The 21,046-nt window shown below is 49.4% G+C and carries 21 protein-coding genes; 12 read left to right on the forward strand and 9 right to left on the reverse strand.

What is annotated here, in order from left to right; translation table 11 throughout:
• Positions 1–81: 81 nt before the first annotated feature.
• A complete protein-coding gene (locus OIK42_RS20235) occupies positions 82–1,605 on the reverse strand; it encodes a CYTH domain-containing protein (RefSeq protein WP_273643012.1) in 1,524 nt (507 codons plus the stop codon).
• Between the two features lie 139 nt (positions 1,606–1,744).
• Here OIK42_RS20235 and OIK42_RS20240 point away from each other — a divergent pair, with 139 nt between their 5' ends.
• On the forward strand, positions 1,745–2,347 hold the full coding sequence (locus OIK42_RS20240) for a TIGR04211 family SH3 domain-containing protein (RefSeq protein WP_273643014.1): 603 nt from the start codon (positions 1,745–1,747) through the stop codon (positions 2,345–2,347).
• A gap of 113 nt (positions 2,348–2,460) precedes the next feature.
• On the opposite strand, the gene putA is transcribed toward OIK42_RS20240, so the two are convergent.
• Entirely contained in the window at positions 2,461–6,261 is a 3,801-nt protein-coding gene (putA, locus tag OIK42_RS20245) for a bifunctional proline dehydrogenase/L-glutamate gamma-semialdehyde dehydrogenase PutA (RefSeq protein ID WP_273643016.1), read from the reverse strand.
• Positions 6,262–6,561: 300 nt separating this feature from the next.
• Between putA and OIK42_RS20250 the strand changes: the two genes are divergently transcribed.
• From OIK42_RS20250 to rpoS, 10 genes are all read left to right on the forward strand, one after another.
• The gene (locus tag OIK42_RS20250) at positions 6,562–8,277 is read left to right on the forward strand and encodes a TIGR03545 family protein (protein ID WP_273643017.1); all 1,716 of its coding nucleotides are present in this window, start codon (positions 6,562–6,564) and stop codon (positions 8,275–8,277) included.
• A 52-nt stretch (positions 8,278–8,329) separates the two neighbouring features.
• Entirely contained in the window at positions 8,330–8,620 is a 291-nt protein-coding gene (ftsB, locus tag OIK42_RS20255; protein ID WP_273643019.1) for a cell division protein FtsB, read from the forward strand.
• A 3-nt stretch (positions 8,621–8,623) separates the two neighbouring features.
• Positions 8,624–9,358, forward strand: a complete 735-nt coding sequence (gene ispD, locus OIK42_RS20260; protein ID WP_273643020.1) for a 2-C-methyl-D-erythritol 4-phosphate cytidylyltransferase — start codon at positions 8,624–8,626, stop codon at positions 9,356–9,358.
• The gene (ispF, locus tag OIK42_RS20265) at positions 9,355–9,834 is read left to right on the forward strand and encodes a 2-C-methyl-D-erythritol 2,4-cyclodiphosphate synthase (RefSeq protein ID WP_273643022.1); all 480 of its coding nucleotides are present in this window, start codon (positions 9,355–9,357) and stop codon (positions 9,832–9,834) included. Before ispD ends, ispF begins: the two co-directional genes overlap by 4 nt.
• Entirely contained in the window at positions 9,831–10,892 is a 1,062-nt protein-coding gene (truD, locus tag OIK42_RS20270; RefSeq protein WP_273643023.1) for a tRNA pseudouridine(13) synthase TruD, read from the forward strand. The genes ispF and truD overlap by 4 nt, the downstream gene beginning before the upstream one ends.
• A 45-nt stretch (positions 10,893–10,937) precedes the next feature.
• Complete coding sequence (gene surE / locus OIK42_RS20275; RefSeq protein ID WP_273643024.1) at positions 10,938–11,681, forward strand: 5'/3'-nucleotidase SurE; 744 nt, start codon at positions 10,938–10,940, stop codon at positions 11,679–11,681.
• A 38-nt stretch (positions 11,682–11,719) separates the two neighbouring features.
• The gene (locus OIK42_RS20280; protein WP_273643025.1) at positions 11,720–12,355 is read left to right on the forward strand and encodes a protein-L-isoaspartate(D-aspartate) O-methyltransferase; all 636 of its coding nucleotides are present in this window, start codon (positions 11,720–11,722) and stop codon (positions 12,353–12,355) included.
• Positions 12,352–12,930: a YqaA family protein gene (locus tag OIK42_RS20285; protein ID WP_273643026.1), complete on the forward strand. Its 579-nt coding sequence runs from the start codon at positions 12,352–12,354 to the stop codon at positions 12,928–12,930. The genes OIK42_RS20280 and OIK42_RS20285 overlap by 4 nt, the downstream gene beginning before the upstream one ends.
• A 104-nt stretch (positions 12,931–13,034) precedes the next feature.
• Complete coding sequence (locus OIK42_RS20290; protein WP_273643027.1) at positions 13,035–13,817, forward strand: peptidoglycan DD-metalloendopeptidase family protein; 783 nt, start codon at positions 13,035–13,037, stop codon at positions 13,815–13,817.
• Positions 13,818–13,892: 75 nt separating this feature from the next.
• Positions 13,893–14,888 carry an RNA polymerase sigma factor RpoS gene (gene rpoS / locus OIK42_RS20295; RefSeq protein ID WP_273643028.1) on the forward strand — a complete coding sequence of 332 codons (996 nt, stop codon included), beginning with the start codon at positions 13,893–13,895 and terminating at the stop codon, positions 14,886–14,888.
• On the opposite strand, the gene OIK42_RS20300 is transcribed toward rpoS, so the two are convergent.
• The 5 genes from OIK42_RS20300 to rplU form a co-directional block, all read right to left on the reverse strand.
• On the reverse strand, positions 14,872–14,994 hold the full coding sequence (locus OIK42_RS20300; RefSeq protein WP_273643029.1) for a hypothetical protein: 123 nt from the start codon (positions 14,992–14,994) through the stop codon (positions 14,872–14,874). The genes rpoS and OIK42_RS20300 overlap by 17 nt on opposite strands.
• Before the next feature lie 82 nt (positions 14,995–15,076).
• A complete protein-coding gene (gene folA, locus OIK42_RS20305) occupies positions 15,077–15,565 on the reverse strand; it encodes a type 3 dihydrofolate reductase (protein WP_273643041.1) in 489 nt (162 codons plus the stop codon).
• A gap of 33 nt (positions 15,566–15,598) precedes the next feature.
• On the reverse strand, positions 15,599–16,759 hold the full coding sequence (gene cgtA / locus OIK42_RS20310; protein ID WP_273643030.1) for an Obg family GTPase CgtA: 1,161 nt from the start codon (positions 16,757–16,759) through the stop codon (positions 15,599–15,601).
• Between the two features lie 231 nt (positions 16,760–16,990).
• A complete protein-coding gene (rpmA, locus tag OIK42_RS20315) occupies positions 16,991–17,248 on the reverse strand; it encodes a 50S ribosomal protein L27 (protein ID WP_273643031.1) in 258 nt (85 codons plus the stop codon).
• 15 nt (positions 17,249–17,263) lie between these two features.
• On the reverse strand, positions 17,264–17,575 hold the full coding sequence (rplU, locus tag OIK42_RS20320) for a 50S ribosomal protein L21 (RefSeq protein ID WP_273643032.1): 312 nt from the start codon (positions 17,573–17,575) through the stop codon (positions 17,264–17,266).
• Positions 17,576–17,960: 385 nt separating this feature from the next.
• Here rplU and ispB point away from each other — a divergent pair, with 385 nt between their 5' ends.
• The gene (ispB, locus tag OIK42_RS20325; RefSeq protein WP_273643033.1) at positions 17,961–18,932 is read left to right on the forward strand and encodes an octaprenyl diphosphate synthase; all 972 of its coding nucleotides are present in this window, start codon (positions 17,961–17,963) and stop codon (positions 18,930–18,932) included.
• 37 nt (positions 18,933–18,969) lie between these two features.
• Here ispB and OIK42_RS20330 read toward each other — a convergent pair whose 3' ends face one another.
• Both OIK42_RS20330 and pepQ read right to left on the reverse strand, forming a co-directional pair.
• A complete protein-coding gene (locus OIK42_RS20330) occupies positions 18,970–19,623 on the reverse strand; it encodes a ZIP family metal transporter (protein WP_273643042.1) in 654 nt (217 codons plus the stop codon).
• 91 nt (positions 19,624–19,714) lie between these two features.
• Positions 19,715–21,034: a Xaa-Pro dipeptidase gene (gene pepQ, locus OIK42_RS20335; protein ID WP_273643034.1), complete on the reverse strand. Its 1,320-nt coding sequence runs from the start codon at positions 21,032–21,034 to the stop codon at positions 19,715–19,717.
• Positions 21,035–21,046 lie beyond the last annotated feature (12 nt).

Consider the following 21,046-nt stretch of genomic DNA (forward strand, 5'->3'; position numbering starts at 1 on the left):
CCATGGCGGGTAATGGAGACAAACCGCGGGCGTTAAAGACAAGCATAGCACTGCACGCTAATCTTTATCCCCCAGTTGCCGTTACCAGTATATTTCGCCGCTTAGTGCAACCTGTCGGCTACGCTCCATAACAGCCAGCAAGCTGTGGGTTTTTTCGTGTACCCACTCCAACAGTTCCTGCTGCTCAGCCAGTTCGGCATCAAAAATAGATTTTTTGAGCAGGAGCAAGGCATTGAGCTCGTCAATACCAGTAAGAATATCTAACCAGGGCGCGCGAAAATGGCCCCGGCTGTCTTCAAATAGATCGGCCAGCAAAAAGCCGTTAAACAGGGTTTGCCGTAACAGCATTTCAACCGATGTATAGTTAGATGCATACATGCGGCGCTTGATTGGCATGGTTTGTTGTATGGTTTGCCAGCCTTGTGAGAGCCAGCCCTTGGCATGGTCCATCAAAGGTAGGTCATAATCCTGCGCCGAATTACGCCAGGGCTTCTCTTGTAACAACCGCGCAATATCAAGCTTTAACACCGATGGTTGTGACTGAAACAATCGGGTTGCCGGATCGTGGGCCTGCACTAAACCGGCCTGTCGTCCCTGCAGATAACTGAGCAGGGCCGGATACCGGGATAACTTTTTATTGAACAGGCTCTTTTTTGACAGTAACAAACGCAGGCTTTGCAGATCATCCTGCCATAGCCAGTTATCAGCGTAGGCCAGCAGGTTTTTATGTAAGCGCAATAATTCCGGACACTGCAGCACCGGCAAATACAACGACACGGTTTGCAGTAACATATGCACAGCCCTGGCGATTTCGGTGAGCATTTTAGTTGCGCCGGTTTCAAAATAACGGTGTTCATGCACTTGCCAGTGCTGCAGACCGCACTCCATCGCACGGCAGAATGCAGCTTCGGTTGTGATGGTCTCGTCCAGAGGCAAAAAGTCAGGCAGTGATTGCACCTTATTACTGACACCGTGCAGGAGCTGGTAACCCTGAGCCGCCTTAGAGGTATCACTCAGGCGCACCGGCAGTGATACGGCAAGCTCACCGGCCAAATCAAATAATCGGCCTAGTTCACCTTGTTTTAACTCTAATTCTATTTCGCACAGCGGCGCTTCGTTAGGCGGCGCAATTACACTGCCGCTATCAAAGACCAATTCGATTTCGGCATCATCATAGCGAATATCAAACACCGAGCGGGTAAAGTGAGTACCAAATTGTTTTTCCAACTGATCATTCAGCTGCTGAGCATTGGTTCCTTTCGGCCAGTTTACCTCACTGAATAAGGTCAGATCAGGGGTATCGTCAGTTAAGTCGACATTGTATTCCAACCTTTTATGCAAACCACCACTGACCTGCCCCTGGGTCTTAACCGTTTGCTCATAGCTGCCATTTTCGCCTCGCACACGCATGCCGATTTTATGTTGCTGAAACAAATGGTCGGCGGTGTCGTAGTAATCATTCAGAAGTTCTATCTGGCCTTTGTCTGCAACAGTGACACTTTGTTGGGTTAATGCAGGGAATATTGTTTTCTTTAGCGTGGGGAGCGGATCCTCACGCAGGACAAATTTAATTTCGGTTTCCGACATGGGAAAATTGATGCTCATCAGCAAATGCAGGACATGGCTGGTACATTACCTGCCACGTAATCTTTTAGCAATACTTACAGTTATCGCTATCCTACCCTTGCCTTTAGGCTGATCAGCCCCTAACATCAGGGAATATTTTCATGACGTTGAGAAAAACATGCGTTTGCTAACTCTTCTTTTTGGTCTGATAGTGTCTGCTTCGCCGGTTATGGCTCAGGACTCATCAACCACCAACATGCTCGACAGCGAGCACTACATTGCCGATGATTTATTCATTTTTATTCATTCGGGCCCGAGTCGTAATTATCGGATATTAGGCTCAATCGAAGCTGGCGAACCGGTAACCGTTCTGGAAACGGACAGTGAGAATGAATTCACAAAAATCAACGACGCTGACGGTCGCGAGGGGTGGGTAGAAAGCCAGTACATCATCGATACTATTTCCCGTCGTGCGCAATTGCCGCAACTGAGCCAGCGACTGGCAGACAGCAGTGCACAACTGGATCGTATGCAGACACGCAATACCGCCATCGCACAAGATTTGGCTGGTGCACGACAACAAATTGCTGAGCTGGAAGCGGAGCTGGCAAATTCCCGCCAAACCATTGCAGGTCTGGAGGGACAGATCAGCAAACAAGATGATATAGAGCGCTATCGAATGTTTAGCTACGGCGGCATTGTGGCGGGAGCGGGATTATTGATTGGCATTCTGGTTACGTTTATTCCCAAACGGCGTCGCCGCAATGACTCCTGGATGTAACATAAGCTAAGCGCGGTATTCTACCGGCTGTGATTTAACAACGACTGAAACGCAATATAAAAAGGGCGCCTGATGAGGCGCCCTTTTAGTTTTTATGAGAGTTACCCAACCAATCAGTCGTCTTCGTCTACCAATGTCATCAGAGACGTATTACCCCCTGATGCGGTGGTATCTACGCTAATGGTTTTCTCAGTAATGAGTCGCTGAATAAGCTTATCGTTATACTCGGCGGTAATCACCGGCAGTATCGCGCCCTCACGCTCAGCCAGCATTGCTGCTATCTGGGCAGTACGTTCGGTACCACTGTCAACCACGACGCCAGCAAGCTTTTCTTCCATCAATAGCGCGCTCATGTGACTGAGTTTCGCTACCTGGAATACCGCATCCGGCGCACCACAGGATTTAAATTTCTCTTTTACTGCCAGCGCTTCTTCGTAGAACAAATCAGACACGACAGAAACTACGCAGTTTCCGGTCGCCAGCGCGGTGACGATTGACAACATCCAGTATTCGAATGTTACCTCTTTATCCGCAAAACAAACCAGTATGCCACGCGGCTCCAGGTAAAGTTTATTCGACTCACCCGTTGGCCCCGGCAGTATGGTCGGCTTGCCGAGTTTCTTATCTATACTGATAAGCTGTGAGCGGGCCGATGCCAGCGTCCGGTTAAGGTCGTCAGCCAACTCTTCGACACTGTCAACGGTAGCCAGTTTGGCCAGTAACTGACGTACTTTGGATATCCGCTCATTCAGCGGTGTATGACGCCACGCCTCTTCGGTATCGGTGGCATTTTTCATAATGCTGGCCGCTTCCTCGGACTGTTTTTCTCCGCCAAGCAGTGCATCATCGATGTTCTCTGGCTCATCAAGAATGGTGGGCTTAGGCGTTGCCTTTTCCATCATCAGGCGAGGCAGATAGTTGGGACCACCAGCTTTTGGTCCGGTACCCGACAGACCGCGACCGCCAAAGGGTTGAACACCAACAATGGCGCCAATCATGTTGCGGTTTATGTATACATTACCGACCCGGCTACGGCCGGCCAGCTCATAAGCCCGTTCCTCAATGCGTGAGTGTACACCCATGGTGAGCCCGTACCCGGTGTCATTGATTTGCTTGAGCACGTTGTCGAGGTTCTTACCTTTAAACCGCACCACATGTACTACCGGGCCGAAAACTTCGCGCTTAAGAACACTGAGATCTTCAATCTCATACAGCGTGGGCGGGTAGAAGGTACCGTCCTTAGCATGCTCAGGAAGTTCAGACTGGAACAACAGCTTGCCGTTGTCCTGCATATACTCTTCGTGCTCTTTCAATGCCGCCAGCGCTTTCTTATCGATCACCGGGCCAACATCGGTGCTGAGCCAGGCCGGATCATCAATAGTAAGCTCTTTTACTGCACCGCTGAGCATTTTAATCAGGTTGTCAGCTATGTCTTCCTGTACAAACATTACCCGTAACGCAGAGCAGCGCTGCCCGGCACTTTGGAAACCCGAATGGATAACATCATCCACTACCTGCTCAGGTAGTGCAGTCGAATCGACAATCATACAGTTCTGACCGCCGGTTTCGGCAATCAGTGGTACCTGTTCGCCGCCGCGCTGAGCCAGCGTTTTAGAAATATAGGTTCCGGTTTGTGTAGAACCGGTAAACATGACCGCTTTTATACGCTCGTCCGGTAACAGTACCTTACCAACATCAGGGCCCTTGGCGACAATCAACTGCAATGCGTTGTCAGGTAAGCCGACCGAGCGCATCATTTCTACCGCTCTTGTCGCAATCATGCTGGTTTGCTCTGCGGGTTTGGCTACAACGGTATTGCCCGTTGCCAATGCTGCGACCACCTGGCCCATAAAAATGGCCAGCGGGAAGTTCCACGGACTAATACACAGCACAACGCCGCGTGATACCAGGCGTTCGTCCTGCCCCAGCTCCACAGACCGGGCCGCATAATAACGGCAGAAGTCTACGGCCTCGCGCACTTCGTCAATGGAGTCCTGTGCCACTTTACCGGCTTCGCGAATACAAATGGCAATAAGCTCATCCATATGGCGTTCCAGCGAGTCGGCAATCTGGTTGAGCACAATGGCCCGCTCACTCATAGAGCGCTCTGACCATTCTTTATAACCCTTGTGAGCATTGTCGAGCGCCTGTTTTATTGCCGCCTCATCAGCATAATGATGATAACCCACAATATCGTTCAGATTCGCCGGATTACGCACCGCTACAGCGTTGTCGGGCAATGCATCCTCATTCACAACATACTGACGCGCCCACCGGCTCAGATTGTACTTAAGGGTATTAACCGTATTCAGGTCAGTCAGATCCATGCCTTTTGAGTTAACCCGCTCAGGGGCATACAAATCTGACGCCTGGTTGATTTGTTTGTTGTAGCGGTACGTTAACCGTTGGGTGATTTCGACCGGATCTTCCAGCAACGCTTCAACGGGCTTACTATCATCAACGATCGCATTCACAAACGACGAGTTGGCGCCGTTTTCCAATAAACGACGAACCAGATAAGCAAGGAGATCTTCGTGTACACCAACAGGTGCATACACCCGACACTGAATGTGTTCTTCTGTTACCACCTGGTCATACAAGGTGTCGCCCATGCCATGCAGGCACTGAAACTCAAACCCTTTCTTATCATCGCCGGCCAGCTCAACAATCACCGATGCGGTATACGCATTGTGAGTGGCAAACTGCGGATAAATGGTGTCACGATATTCCAATAGCTGGTTTGCACAGGCATGGTAAGACACATCCGTTGACGATTTACGGGTAAATACCGGAAAGGCATCGACACCGGCCAGTTGCGTGACCTTAATTTCGGTATCCCAGTACGCGCCTTTTACCAACCGCACCATCATTTTACGACCTACATCGACGGTGAGTTCCCGAAGCCATTCGATAACGTGTATGGCGCGTTTTTGATAGGCCTGTACCGCCAGTCCAAAACCTTCCCAGCCCTGTAAGTCCGGGTCGCGAAAGACTTTTTCGATGATGTCCAGCGAGGTCTCCAGCCGATCAGCTTCTTCAGCGTCGACAGTCAGACCAATATCGTACTCCTTGGCCATCATGCACAACGCTTTAAGCTTAGCGGGAATTTCTTCCATGGCACGTTCGTAATGAGAGAATTCAAAGCGTGGATGAATGGCCGACAATTTTACCGAAATACCCGGCGATTTGCGCGGCCCTCTGCCTGCTGCGGCTTTACCAATTACCTTGATGGCTTTGACATAGGCCTCATAATAGCGGTCGGCATCATGGGACGTGCGGGCACCTTCGCCCAACATATCATATGAATAAACATAGCCCTTTTTTTCTTTTTCCTGAGCACGCTCTACCGCATCTTCAATGGTTTCGCCCATAACAAACTGGCGTCCCATAACACGCATTGCTATATTCATTGCGCGACGAATTACCGGCTCACCGAGGCGGCCTAAGGTTTTTTTCAACAAGCCAAACTGTTCGCTTTTACGCTTGTCGGCATAGTTAACCATGTTGCCGGTAAACAATAATCCCCAGGAAGACGCGTTCACAAAGAGTGATTCACTGTTGCCTAAATGCGGCGTCCACTGACCTTTAGATAATTTGTCGCGGATCAGTTCATCCTGGGTCTCTTTATCCGGTACACGCAGCAACGCTTCGGCAAGACACATGAGTACTACCCCTTCAGAGGTCGACAACGAATATTCATTAAGCAGCGCGTCTACGCCGCCGTGACCTTCCTGATCGCGTCGAATCTTTAATACCATCCTGCGGGCCCGCTCCCAGGCGCGACTGCGCGCCCGCGGGTTGACTTCTGCTATTGGCAGGATTTGGTCGACCGCGTCAGTCTCGGGAATTCGATAATAGTCTCGAATCAACTGGCGGACCGGGCTTTCGGTAGTAAACGTGTTTTTAGTTAACATTGAACCCCTTGTATACTTTCATTCGTAATAAAATTAATATGGTCACCAAATTTAAACGCGGTAATAGGAATACAGATCACTGCGCGCCCGGCTTTACCGGTTTCGCTGTTGTTAATGGTAATGTGGATGGCAACTCTCCCGCATTTTACCGGGAACAAAAAAACTGTAAACAACAGTATCATTAATGCCACATTAACCGGCGTACACTAAAGCGTCAAGGCAGCCTGGACGCATTACATAGCAATGCGATGTTCAGCAGTGACTGCCTCTGGCAGACAATCCATGACTAAGGAGCGAGCAATGCAAAGCCGAGCAGGAAAAATAACCCTCTGGTTGATAGTGATTCTGATAACGCCGATAGTGCTTTACTGGCTATTCGCTAACACCGTAATAAAGAGTGTTTTAGAATCACAGCTTTCCGAGGCCCATGGTGCAGAGGTGAATATCACCGACGTCAGTCATAGCCTGTTCCCTGTTACCGTTGACATTGACACCATTCAGTTTACCGATGCCAGAGACCCACTTCGCAATCAATTAGTCGTCGGCAACATGCGCGGTGATGTAGACGTCATGGCATTATTGAATGACCAACTCATTATGAATCAATTGTCGATTCTTGATGTGGCATTTAATCAGCCACGTCAAAGTCGCGGTGAGGTATTACGCCAGCCAACCGGGAAAAGCTTTGATACGCTGTTAAGTGAAGCCAAAGAAGCCTTACCTGAAGTAGATGAACTGCTCGAGCGTTCACCGCTGAAAACCACCGCAGCGGTTCAAAATGCCCAACAAACCTATGCCGTCTATGCCGATGAACTACAGAACGATTACCAGCAACTGCCCGATAAGGCGCGTCTGGACTACTATAAAAAGCAAGTAAAACAGCTCTTAGAAACCGACTATAAAAGCCCGGCAGAACTGGCCAAGGCCAAAGAAGCTTTCGATGCATTAAAACAAGAAATCCGTGCCGATAAGGCGCTTGTGACTAATTTTAAAGAAAAAGCCTCAACGGCCAGAAAAGCCCTGTCAGCGTCACTGCAAGAACTAAAAACAGCGCCCCAGCAAGACTATGCATTACTACAGGGTATCTACGCTGGCGATCACGCGGCGCTCTCGCAATTAACTGAGGCCGTGTTTGGCGATAAGGCAGCCCAGTACAATAGTTACCTGTTTACTGCATTTGACCTTATCGTGCCGCTACTTAAGGGCGGCGATGATAATACCGAGACGGCCACTGACGCAGGCTCGCCCCTGCAAGTGTTAATCCGTAAAGCCAACGTATCGGTGAACTGGCAGGATACGCTGCTGACCGGCGACTGGGAAAATATCACTAACGTACACAGTATTTTCGGCAACCCCACTACGTTTTTGCTGAACTCGGTCGCTGATGGTAAACAGTCATTCACCACCAAAGGACAGTTCTTTCTCGACGAGAATGGATTAGATGCCAGTCAGACATGGCAAATTGCCGGCCTGCTGCTGGAGAGTATCAGGTTGAGCGACAACGCAAAGCTCGACGCATCCATCAAACAAGCGCTGCTGGCCACTGCCGGCTCATTAACCATTACCGACAACGCATTGGATGGCAGCGGGAGCATCGACCTGACAAAACTCGCCATGGCGGCCACTGGTAGTAACAAAATTACCAGAGCGGTGGCTGATCTGTTGGGCAGCCTGTCGAGTCTGGATATACAAATGGATATAAGTGGCTCTTTAAATGCGCCTGATTTTGGCTTTTCATCGGATTTGGACAACCAGTTAGCAGGCGCTGCTCTGGCCACTCTGAGCGCCTCACAACAGGATAAACTCGATGAACTCAACCGCAAATTACAAAGCATGGTAGGCGAGCAAAATGACATGCTGAGCAGTGAACTTGGCGATATCAACACCTGGATTAAAGCATCCCAAAACGATGAAGCCGCCTTGCAGGAATTACTCCAGGCATCATTGAAAAATGTCGTCGACAAGCAAAAAGACAAACTACTTAATAAACTGTTCGACAAACTGAATGGACGTTAGTCCGTCACAACGGCATAATACCTGACGGATTTTAATTACATTGGGTTTTCTTGTGTGGCGAGATAGGCTGATTTTACTGGTTCTGGTGATAATGCTCAGTGCATTACAATATCGCCTGTGGCTGGGTAAAAACAGCGTGTCAGATTACCTTGCCAAGCAACAGGAAGTCGAAAAGCAACGTCGTCAAAATGCGAACCTGGTACAGCGCAATGCGCTGCTTAAAGCCGATATTAATGACTTAACTATAGGCCTGGAAGCCGTAGAAGAGCGCGCCAGAAACGAGCTGGGCTTAATTAAGCGTGGCGAAACCTTTTACCGCATTTTGCCCCCTGAAGAAGAATAATACATGACCATCAGTAAGGTTGTTGCCGTTGTTCCTGCGGCAGGGGTGGGGTCGCGAATGCAAGCCGATCGCCCTAAACAGTACTTAACCATCGGCGACCAGACTATCCTTGAACATACGCTGTTAAAACTGGCGGCACACCCTGACATCACGCGCGTTATCGTGGCATTAAGCCCCGGTGATGACTACTTTTCGACACTGGCGGTCAGCAACGCACCCTGGTTAACAACAGTTAACGGGGGCGATTCCCGGGCCGATTCGGTGCGCAACGCCCTTAGCACACTGGCAGATGATGAATGGGCATTGGTGCACGATGCAGCGCGTCCTTGTGTCAACCATGACGATCTTGACCAGCTCATTGCGATGACCCGACGACCTGGCTTTGGCGGTGCAATTTTAGCCACACCGGTACGCGATACCATGAAACGGGCTTTATCCGGGGCGACAGCCCAGCCAGTCGTGGCGCATACCGAAAACCGCGACAACTTATGGCATGCGTTAACGCCACAACTGTTTCCGGCACAGGCACTGCTGCAGGCTATCGATAGTGCGCTGGCTGCGGGCGTAACGGTTACCGATGAAGCCTCCGCGATGGAGTTCGCTGGCCATCAGGTAATGTTACTCGACAGCGATCCGGCGAATATTAAAATTACCCGCCCTGCAGACTTACCCCTCGCCCGGTTTTATTTACAACAAAGTCTCATGGAGACTTCTCAAACAGGTAACCTTTCACAATGAGAATTGGTCATGGCTATGACGTACATAAATTTGGCGGCAACGGCCCCATAATCATAGGCGGAGTGAGCATTGATTACGACTATGGTTTGCTCGCTCATTCCGATGGTGATGTATTGATACACGCGCTGTGCGATGCCTTGCTTGGCGCCGCGGCGCTGGGCGATATCGGCAAACACTTCCCTGATACCGACAGTGCCTTTGCGGGTGCCGATAGTCGCGATCTGTTACGACAGGTCATTGCGCAACTTCGGGCACTGGGTTACCAACTGGTTAACGCCGACATGACCATTATTGCTCAGGCCCCAAAGATGGCACCTCACATCGATTCGATGCGCCATATACTGGCCACTGATTGCAACGTTGAATATGACCAAATCAATGTAAAAGCCACCACCACAGAAAAATTAGGCTTTACCGGACGTAAAGAAGGGATAGCGGCCCATGCCGTAGTGCTCATTACGGCGGCAGCCAAATGATCGCGCTGGATACCTCTGAGTGGCAGTATTTATTTGGCCAGCCGACGAGCACTGGCCTGCTTAAACAGCAACTTACCGACTTTAAGGTCCGCGAGCACCTTGGTTACAAGCTGACCGGCGAAGGCGAACACATTTATATTGAGCTGGAAAAAGCCGGTTTGAATACCGCTTACGTGGCAGAGCAACTGGCGAGCTTTTGTAAGTTGCCGCTGCGTCAGGTTACCTATGCTGGTCGCAAGGATAAATACGCCGTCACACAGCAATGGTTTGGCATACATCTCCCCGGTAAGGCCGAATTTGACTGGTCAGGTTTCACCCTTGCCGGCACACGGATATTACACACCCAACGGCACAACAAAAAACTGCGAACGGGTCAGCTAAAAGGCAACACCTTCACCATTACGCTGCGTGAAGTGTCTGATCCTGAGCAGGTTATCGAGCGCTTGCACCGCGCGGCAGATGAAGGCGTGCCTAACTACTTTGGCAGCCAGCGTTTTGGCGTACAACGCATCAGCGAACAAGGCGAAACCAGCCGTGGTGGCAACCTATTGCTGGCCGAGCGAATGCTCAACGGCGAGGTTATCAAAAACCGCAATAAACGTTCTATGGCGCTGTCGGCCTTACGTAGCTGGCTGTTTAACGACATGCTGTCGGCACGCATTAGTGCAGGCTTGCTAACCACTGTTAACACTGGCGATGTGGTGAACTTGTCTGGCTCTAACAGCATCTTTGTTGCCGAAGAAGACTGTAGTGAGCTGAACCGACGCTTGCAAGAACGCGATTTGTCTACGACGGTACCGCTCTGGGGCGACGGCAAACTCGATTCGCTGGGGCAGGCTCTGGCTTTTGAACAAGAATTGGCAGAACAATATTCCGCATTAACGGCGTACCTGGCAAGTCAGAGGCTAACTCAGGATCGCCGCGCCGCGATTATTTGGCCGCAACAACTTGAATGCGACCGCCAAGGTGATACATTAATCGTAAGTTTTTTCCTGCCTCCAGGCTGTTTTGCCACATCGGTATTACGTGAGTGTCTCAATACCATTGAACTGGCCTGAGGTTGGGTGCCTGTCTATTAACTGATGTGAGTACAAATACTGCTTATGAAAATATTATTGAGTAATGACGATAGCGTGTTTGCCAAAGGCATCGCCACTTTGTACACCGCGTTAGCCAGCGAACATGATGTTACGGTTATTGCACCGGATCGAAATTGCAGCGGTGCCAGTAATGCCCTGTCATTACATCAGCCATTGCGTATCCAGAAAATGGACAATGGCTTTTACGCGGTAAATGGTACGCCCTCTGATTGCGTACATCTGGGCGTAAACTGCTTTTTAGAGGAAGATCCTGAGCTGGTCGTATCGGGCATTAACCACGGCGCCAACCTTGGTGATGACGTCATTTACTCAGGCACCGTTGCAGCGGCAACCGAAGGCCGTTATATGGGCCTGCCCGCTATTGCAGTATCCTTATGCAACTACGATGGTGGTCACTTTGAAACCGCCGCTCAGGTAGTGATAGATATCATCCGCAAACTTATAACGCATCCATTACCGGCCAATCAGATATTAAATGTCAATGTGCCTGATCTGCCCTACGATGAGCTGGCCGGTGTAAAGGTCACCCGGCAAGGCCGCCGCCATCGCGCCGAAGGTATGGTCAAAGCGGCAGATGCTTTTAACCGTGAGATCTACTGGTACGGGCCTGCCGGCGCAGAACAGGATGCCGGACCGGGAACGGACTTTCACGCCATTGCCAACGGCTACTGTTCGGTAACGCCTCTCAGCGTCGATATGACCGCACACGACAGCATAGACGAAATGGAAAAGTGGCTCGAAATGTAACATGACCTTTAAAAATTAAAGAATAAGAATTGACCATCATGAGATCAACACGAAAAGGTGACGCGCTGGCACAATTGCTGTGTGACGAAGGAATCGTTAATCAGCAGGTATTAAATGCCGTGGCCAGCGTACCACGGGAGCATTTTTTACCCGATGCGTTGCAACACAAGGCTTATCAGAATACCGCTCTGCCTATAGGGCAGGGTCAAACGATTTCACAACCCTACATTGTTGCCAAAATGAGCGAGCTGTTATTAGCTGCGCCAAACCCGGCTAATTCAGTGTTGGAGATCGGCACCGGTTCCGGTTATCAGACTGCCATTCTGGCATTGTTATTCCCCCAGGTATTCTCTGTTGAGCGAATAAAAACACTGCAGTTTCAAGCTAAACGGCGCATGAACCAGCTCGACTTACACAATGTAAAGATGAAGCATGGCGACGGCTGGCAAGGCTGGCAAAGCAAGGGACCATATGACTGTATTATCGTTACTGCAGCGGCCAGTCGGGTACCTGAAGCCCTCACCGACCAATTAAGGGAAGGCGGGCGCCTAGTGATTCCCGTCGGGGATGATCAGCAGCAATTACTTTGTATAGATAAAATGGAGGATCAACTGATAAGCAACACTATTGAGTCGGTTCGCTTTGTCCCACTTGTTGCCGGAGAGCTCCTGTGAAGTTGTTTCAACCCTGTTATGACCTTGCCTTGCGGTGGGCAAAGCACCCTAATGCCAGTCGCTACCTGGCAACCTTGAGTTTTGCCGAATCGGTGATTTTCCCTGTTCCACCGGATGTTATGCTTGCCCCTATGTCGTTATCGCAGCCAGACAAAGCCTGGCGATTTGCGCTCATCACTACGATTGCTTCAATAGTAGGCGGTATAGCCGGGTACCTGTTAGGCCTGTTTGCCTTTGAGAGCTGGTTACAGCCGATGATCGAATCGGCTGGCTATAGCCATAAACTAGAAACCACGATGACATGGTTTGAGTCTTACGGCGTATGGGTGGTCTTTTTGGCCGGCTTTTCCCCCATACCGTATAAGATATTTACTATCAGTGCCGGTTTTTTGCAGATGGCATTCTTACCTTTTCTGATAGCCTCAGCCGTTGGCCGGGGAGCCAGATTTTACCTGGTCGCGGCACTCATGAAATGGGGCGGAGCCAATATGGAAGCGCAACTGCGTAAATATATTGAAGTGCTTGGCTGGATGGTAGTACTTATTGCTGTGGCTGCTTACCTGCTGCTCAGATGATGTCTCTCCAACGCTGCCAGCCACATCAACGTTGTTTCGCTGCGACAGTAATAACGTTGGTGTTATTGCTGGCTGCGTGCGCAGGGCCTGGAACACCGGCACCGGTGACGGTGTTGAACAGTCAGCATTATCCTCAGGATTTACCCCAACAAACCACCTACACCGTACAATCGGGCGACACATTGTATGCCATTGCCTGGTATACCGGCAATGACTATGCTGATCTTGCCAAATGGAACAACCTGACAAAACCCTACGACATTTACCCTGGGCAATTACTGGATTTACAGCCCTCTTTGAAGGCGTCAAAAAAAACGCAAACTGTCAATAAAATGACTGGACCAACCAGCAAAAAGAATACAAAAAAGTCTATTGACCAAAGAGATAGCGAGGCGTATTGTGATTGTGAACCAGATGTTAACACGCCAAAAAGTAGTGGCGAACGTGGTACTAAAGAAACTTCGGTCAGGGATAACGTCAGTAAAAAAACCAACCCAAGTTTTCCGCCCAGAGTTGAGCGCTGGCAATGGCCTGCGCAAGGTCGGGTTGAGTTAACCAACAGCAATGAAGAGGCAACTAAAACCGGTCTCGACATTTATGCCCAACATGGCAGCCAGGTTAACGCTGCGGCAGCCGGGAAAGTGGTTTATGCAGGCAACGCGCTGCGGGGATACGGTAACCTGATAATCATAAAACACACCGATTCCTTTTTGAGTGCTTATGCGCACAACAGCCGGATAGTAGTTAAAGAGCGCGAATGGGTTAACGTTGGGCAACAAATTGCAGAAATGGGGGATACCGGCACTACGTCAGTAAAACTTCATTTTGAAATAAGGTATCGGGGGAAAGCAGTCGAACCGATGAAGTATCTACCAGTAACACAATAATAATAACAATAAATAATAATAATTCATGAGAAACAGGAGAACGTCGTAAGGTAAAACAACGCAGGAGATACAGTTGTGGGTCAACAAAATATCGCTGTCATCGACGCAACACCCCAAGACGAAACAGAACATACCGAAGTCGTAGAAACTAGCAAAGACACCGGTGTATTCGACGAAGAAAACACAAAAGCCAAGTCTGACACTTGGACAAACCAGGAAGAAGTAACCAAAACACTTGATGCAACACAGTTATACCTAAGCGAAATAGGTTATTCGCCGCTGCTAACCGCAGAGGAAGAAGTCCATTTTGCCCGCCGGGCACTGAAAGGTTGTGAAGCTTCTCGCAAACGTATGATCGTAAGCAACTTACGATTAGTCGTTAAAATAGCCAGACGCTACAACAACCGTGGTCTGGCACTGCTTGACCTGATTGAAGAAGGTAATCTGGGTTTAATTAGGGCCGTTGAAAAGTTTGATCCGGAACGCGGTTTCAGATTTTCGACTTATGCAACATGGTGGATACGTCAAACCATTGAACGTGCCATTATGAACCAAACCCGTACGATTCGTTTACCCATTCATGTGGTAAAGGAGCTTAACGTTTATTTGCGTGCGGCAAGAGAGCTGGCTCAGGAGCTGGATCACGAACCAACGGCAGAAGATATTGCGCTTCACCTCGACAAACCTATCGATGAAGTCAGTAAAATGCTTCGCCTGAACGAACGTATTAGTTCGGTTGACACTCCCATTGGTGGTGACAACGATAAGGCTTTGCTGGACATTCTGGCTGACGATAACGAGTCAAGCCCTGAAGACCAGTTGCAAGACAGCAATATTAAATTAAATATTGTTAACTGGCTGCAAGAGCTTAATCCAAAACAGCGAGAAGTACTGGCAAGACGCTTTGGACTGATGGGTTATGAACCTTCAACACTCGAGGATGTAGGCGCTGAAATTGGTCTTACCCGTGAACGGGTTCGTCAAATACAGGTCGAAGGGCTGCGCCGCCTGAAGGATATGTTAAGTCATCAGGGACTGGATTTAGAAAGTGTATTTAGCCGTTTAAGCTAAGCGATACGTTTCGGCAACCATCAAAGACATTGCCCACAGCGACATGAAATTCAATTTCACATTGCTGTGGGTCGGTGTCTGACACCTCAATAGCACTATCAGACACACTCAATCCCATTCTTTACCAACCCATATTTAATTCAACATGGGGTTCAATGCCGGTTACGCAGTGGTCTGCTGATAAACGCCTACAGCGATTCACGCTCCAGCGTCACAAAGGTATAGCCGAATTGGTTTTTCTGGTCTGACGGATGGGTCTCTTTGCTCAGTTCACGCCACTTTCCCTGCTTGGCATAGTCAGGAAAGTAGGTATCACCTGCAACGTCAGCATCGATAAAGGTTAGATACAAGCGATCGGCCCGGGGTAATAAGCTGGTATAAATCGCCCCACCACCAATGATCATTGCCTCGTCCGTCGCCTCACTCTTTGCCTGTGCTAGCGCTGCGTCAATGCTGTTAACCACCGTTGCGTCGGCCAGTGAATATGCGCTATCGCTGGTGAGCACGATATTTAACCTGCCCGGTAAGGCGCGTCCGATTGACTCATAGGTTTTACGCCCCATGATGACGGGTTTGCCCAGTGTGGTACGTTTAAAGTGCGCTAAATCGGCTGGCATGTGCCACGGCATTTGATTATCTTTACCAATCACTCTGTTATGAGCCATGGCTGCAATCATCGCAATTTTCACTTCTACCACTCCCGCTTCACGCTACTTACGGTAAACCACTTCAACGTCATAATCATCGTCATCATCGTCATCATCCCAGTCATCCTCTGCCTCATGATCGGCAACGGCATTGTGATGATAAGTGTCCCAGTTAAACTCGACGTCTTTTTTGTCCTGTTCCTCTTCCATTTCGTCTGGCAGAGTTTCAAGGTAATTCATAATTTCGTGACACAGAGGATCTAAACCCAAACGCTGAAACGCGGAAATATGGAAAACGGGTCCTTGCCAGTCAAGCTTACTGATTATTTGCTCGCATAACTCTTTGGCTTCGTCTTCGAGCAACAAATCAATTTTATTAAAGACCAACCAGCGTGGCTTGCTGGCCAGCTTGGGGCTGTATTTCTCTAACTCATTGATGATTGTCAGCGCATTTTCCACCGGGTCTGACTGATCAGCCGGCATAAGATCAATCATGTGCAATAGCACGCGACAACGCTCCAGGTGCTTCAGAAAACGGATGCCTAAACCAGCACCTTCGGCGGCACCCTCAATCAAACCGGGGATATCGGCAATCACGAAACTACGCTGGGCATCCTGCCTTACCACCCCTAAATTAGGCACTAAGGTGGTAAACGGGTAATCTGCAACCTTTGGTTTAGCCGCCGATACCGAGCGAATAAACGTCGATTTGCCGGCATTGGGCAGCCCCAACAAACCAACATCCGCGAGTAACATCAGTTCGAGTTTAAGATTGCGAATCTCACCGGGGGTGCCATCGGTTTTTTGCCGCGGAACACGATTAACACTGCTCTTAAAGCGCGCATTACCAAGACCATGGAATCCGCCCTGCGCCACCTTCAGACGCTGGCCGTGGCGGGTTAAGTCGCCCAGTACTTCCTGCGTATCTGCGTCGGTTGCGCGTGTGCCAACCGGTACGCCCAGCGTCAGGTCTTCTCCACCCCGGCCGGTACAATTACTACCCTGGCCGTTCTGGCCTCGCTCAGCACGGTGAAATCGCTCAAACCGATAATCGATTAATGTGTTGAGGTTTTCGTCAGCTTGCAGATATACACTGCCGCCATCGCCCCCATCGCCTCCATCGGGACCGCCTTTGGGAACATATTTTTCACGACGAAAACCTATGGTACCGTTGCCGCCATCTCCCGCTTCAACTCTAATTTCAGCTTCATCTACAAATTTCATGTTTACCCCGGCCCGAATCATTAAACAACGTGTACGTTATGTTAATCGATTCGTTATTAATCGTTATGTTGTTAACTGCGGAACGTGAATTGCCCTGCAGTTACTCAATAGCTTGCTAGCTACGCGCTTAAATTAGTGACATGCTTAATAAGCGTCGTTACCACTATAATCTTACTCGCAATAAAAAACCCCGCAAGCGCGGGGTTTTTCAAATCAATGAACGATTGCGCTTTACTCAGCAACAATGCTCACAAACTTACGGTTGTTAGGTCCTTTAACTTCGAACTTAACTTTACCGTCAGATAATGCGAACAGGGTGTGATCTTTACCAATACCCATGTTGTTACCTGCGTGGAATCTTGTGCCGCGTTGTCTAACAATAATGTTGCCAGCTAACACAGACTCACCACCAAAACGCTTAACACCTAAACGTTTACTTTCTGAGTCGCGACCGTTTTTGGTACTACCACCAGCCTTTTTGTGTGCCATGTGTGTATGCTCCTATTATGCGTTGATACCAGTGATTTTCACTTCTGTGAACCACTGACGGTGACCAGCCTGCTTGCGCGAGTGCTTACGACGACGGAACTTAACGATTTTTACTTTATCGCCACGTCCGTGAGTAACCACTTCAGCTGTCACTTTACCACCGGCAACAAGAGGTGTGCCGATTTTTACGTCATCACCGTTGCTAACCATTAATACGTTATCAAACTCTACACTGTCGCCAGGAGCGACTTCAATCTTTTCAAGACGGACGGTTTGACCTTCGGCCACACGGTGTTGTTTACCACCACTTTGGAAAACCGCGTACATAACTTTCTCCGCTCTGCGCCTATTGCGCGTCAATATTCTAAAACAGGGCGCGAATTGTACGCGAATACAATTTTTATCTCAAGCCACTTTTTGAAAAAAGTTCATTTTTCGAACGGGAAGAGCTCAACGCCACCAAACACGGCATTTTAGCACGTTTAACAACCGTTCAAAAAGCAAAATCAGCGGCCAGAACAGGAGTTATTTGCCGACAATAAATAAGGTTGCAAATCGTCTGTTGCCACCCAAGGCTCTGGATTTTTGTACTGGCTAAGAGACCCGCCGCGTTAATTTATTGGCATTTTGCGGTAATTCGCTGGATAGACGATAATATTTATGTACAATCTGCTGCCAGTTAAGACGAATACTTCGGGCTCCAAATCACGTTATGAATATTGATCAAATCAAAGCGCTGGCAGAATCGGATATGCAGGCAGTTAATCAACTGATCCAGCAACAAGTTGATTCAGACGTGGCGTTGATCAATCAACTCGGTTTTTACATCGTAAACAGCGGCGGTAAACGTTTGCGTCCACTGCTAACCGTGCTGGCTGCCCGTGCATTACAGATTAATAGCCAGCAACACCACACACTGGCTGCGATTATTGAGTTTATTCATACCGCCACATTGCTGCATGATGATGTCGTTGATGAGTCCACGATGCGCCGTGGTCGCGAAACCGCAAACGCCTTGTTCGGTAACCAGGCGAGCGTACTTGTGGGTGACTTCTTATATACCCGCTCATTCCAAATGATGGTTTCTTTGCAAAATATGCGCGTTATGGAAATCCTGTCTGATTCAACAAACAGAATTGCCCAGGGCGAAGTACAGCAGTTGATGAACTGTAACGATCCCGACACCTCGGAAGACAGCTACTTTGATGTTATCTATGGTAAAACAGCGCGCCTGTTCGAAGCGGCCACGCAATTGGCTGCCGTAATCACCCAACAAAGCACAGCAATCGAACAGGCAATGCAGGCCTACGGAAAACACCTGGGCACCGCGTTTCAGCTTGCCGACGACATTCTTGACTATGAGTCCGACAGTGAGGCAATGGGCAAAAACGCCGGTGATGATCTGGCTGAAGGTAAACCAACCTTGCCATTACTCTACGCCATGTGGCACGCCAACGACGACGACAAAGCCCTCATTCGTGCGGCCATTGAAGAGGCGAACGGCTTACCCCACTTTGATCGTATCTTTAGCGTTATGCAGGAGACTGGGGCGCTTGACTACACCCGACAAAAAGCCTTTGAGCAAGCCGACATGGCGATTTCTGCGCTCAATGCCGTGCCCGACAGCGACTACAAACAAGCGTTGATTGCACTGGCCCATATTGCGGTTGACCGCAATAATTAGGGGCTGCTGCAAAAATGCACAGCAAGGGTCAGTAGCCCTAAAGCATTGACCCAAGCATTCCAATCATAAATCCGAAGATGCCGCCAAGTGGCGGTGCCCAGGCGTTGTCCATACGCACCTGGGGCGCAATATCCTGCAGTACTGAATAGAGAATTCCGCCAGCGGCAAATAACATGATGCCCGCAACCAAAGCGGTATACTGAGCCAGCCAATAATACCCTACCAGCGCCATCAGCGGCCCCAGCAACGCCATCAGGGTAAACATAACCAGCAGTCGCTTACGGCTGTAATGTCCTGCCGCCCTGAGTTCGCGATAGGCATTAAAGCCTTCAGGAAAGTTTTGCACTGCCACTAACACGCCAAGCAATAAACTGCCGCCGCCAAGTGCCGCGGTTGTGCCCAGGGCAATTGACTCGGGTACAAAGTCTGACAACATGGAGGCGAGCTGGCTCGCCGGCAACTGATTTCGGGCCAGCCAGATATCCAGTGCCATAAATGCCAGGGCGCCAGCCAAAAAACTCCCGCACGCACTTAAAATTCCAAGCTCTGCCAAACCATCAGGCACCAACACAAGTGCCACAGCAGAGAGTAATGCACCCGCCCCCATGGCCAAAACACCATGGCGGAGCTCTTCATCCAGCCAGGCAGGAAACACGCCTTCTGCACATGCCAATAGCGCCCCTGCAGGCATTGCTAACCCGGCAATCAGCGCTATTAGCACTACGTTAATAACCGCGGTGTCTGTCAATGATTTTCCGCCTGTCGCTTGTTAATACAGAAGGCTAGTCTAAGCCGGCCAGCCTGGTCATATTTTCATTGTTATCGCGGTGTACGATAATATTGTCTTCAATCCGTATGCCGCCATAGGGTCGGTACTGGTCAACTTTATCCCAGTTAATGTATTTGGTTGCCTCACTTGATTTGAGGTCCGCCAACAGTGAGTCAATAAAATACAGGCCTGGCTCAATTGTAAAGACCTGGCGTGCTTCGACCGTGCGTGTGCAACGCAAAAACGGATGATCCTCGGGAGCCGGGTTTGGCGTGCCACGGTCATCGGCAATCAAACCGCCCACATCGTGCACCTGCAGACCTAAAAAGTGGCCAATGCCATGGGGGAAAAACGTGCGGGTAATGCCTTGTGCCACACAATCCTCTGCGCTCAGATTAACTAATCCGGCATTCACCAGAATGTTAGCAATCCCGCGATGGGCGCTGCGGTGAATGTCGGCGTAATCAATACCCGGTTTGAGTTGGCCAATAAGCTCAATGGTCAGGCTATTTAACTGGCTGATTAACTCACTGAAAATAGTCTTACCAAAGCTGTAGGTTCGGGTTATATCCGCAGCATAACCATTAAAGTTTGCCCCGGCATCAATTAAGAAAGAACGGTGGCTGGCAGGCTTGAGCGTATCATAATGCATGTAATGCAAAATTGAGCAATGCTCATTAAGTGCCACAATGCCGGTGTAAGGCACGTCATTATCACCCTGCTGGGTGGCAGCGTTATACGCTAAATTAATATTGAATTCACTTTCGCCAGCATTAAATGCGGCCGCCGCTGCTTTATGTCCTGCTACCGCTACTTTATTCGCCTCGCGCATACAGGCCAGCTCGTAATCGGTTTTGTAAGCCCGGTGATAGTGCAAATAATGCAAGGCGCGGTCGGGGTTAACATTTTCAAAACCAAGGGCCCCGGCCACTTCGATATACTCGCCCACATAAGCAAAACCAGACTTGTCATAGGGAAGGTGTTTTTCCACCATATCAGCTTGCTTTAGCATCACGATATCAAAACAATCCACCCAAAAATCATCAGGCTCAGGCGGCACTTTATGCCAAAAATCCAAGGGCCGGTAAAAGATCAGTTTGGGTTTATCTATGCCATTGACCACGAGCCAGCAATTGGGATTGTCAATAACCGGTAACCAAGCTTTAAACTGGGGATTGACCTTAAACGGATAATGGTTGTCATCAAGAAACAAACGTTTACTCTGACCTGAATGAATTACCAATCCTTCAATTCCCTCGCGCTCAACGGCCTCGCGTGTGCGCTGTTGAAGTATGTCGATATGCGCTGCATACAGGTCATCTTGCTCTGTCATAGTGCCTCTGTC

The organism is Alteromonas gilva (assembly GCF_028595265.1).
GTDB classification, from domain to species: Bacteria; Pseudomonadota; Gammaproteobacteria; order Enterobacterales; family Alteromonadaceae; genus Alteromonas; species Alteromonas gilva.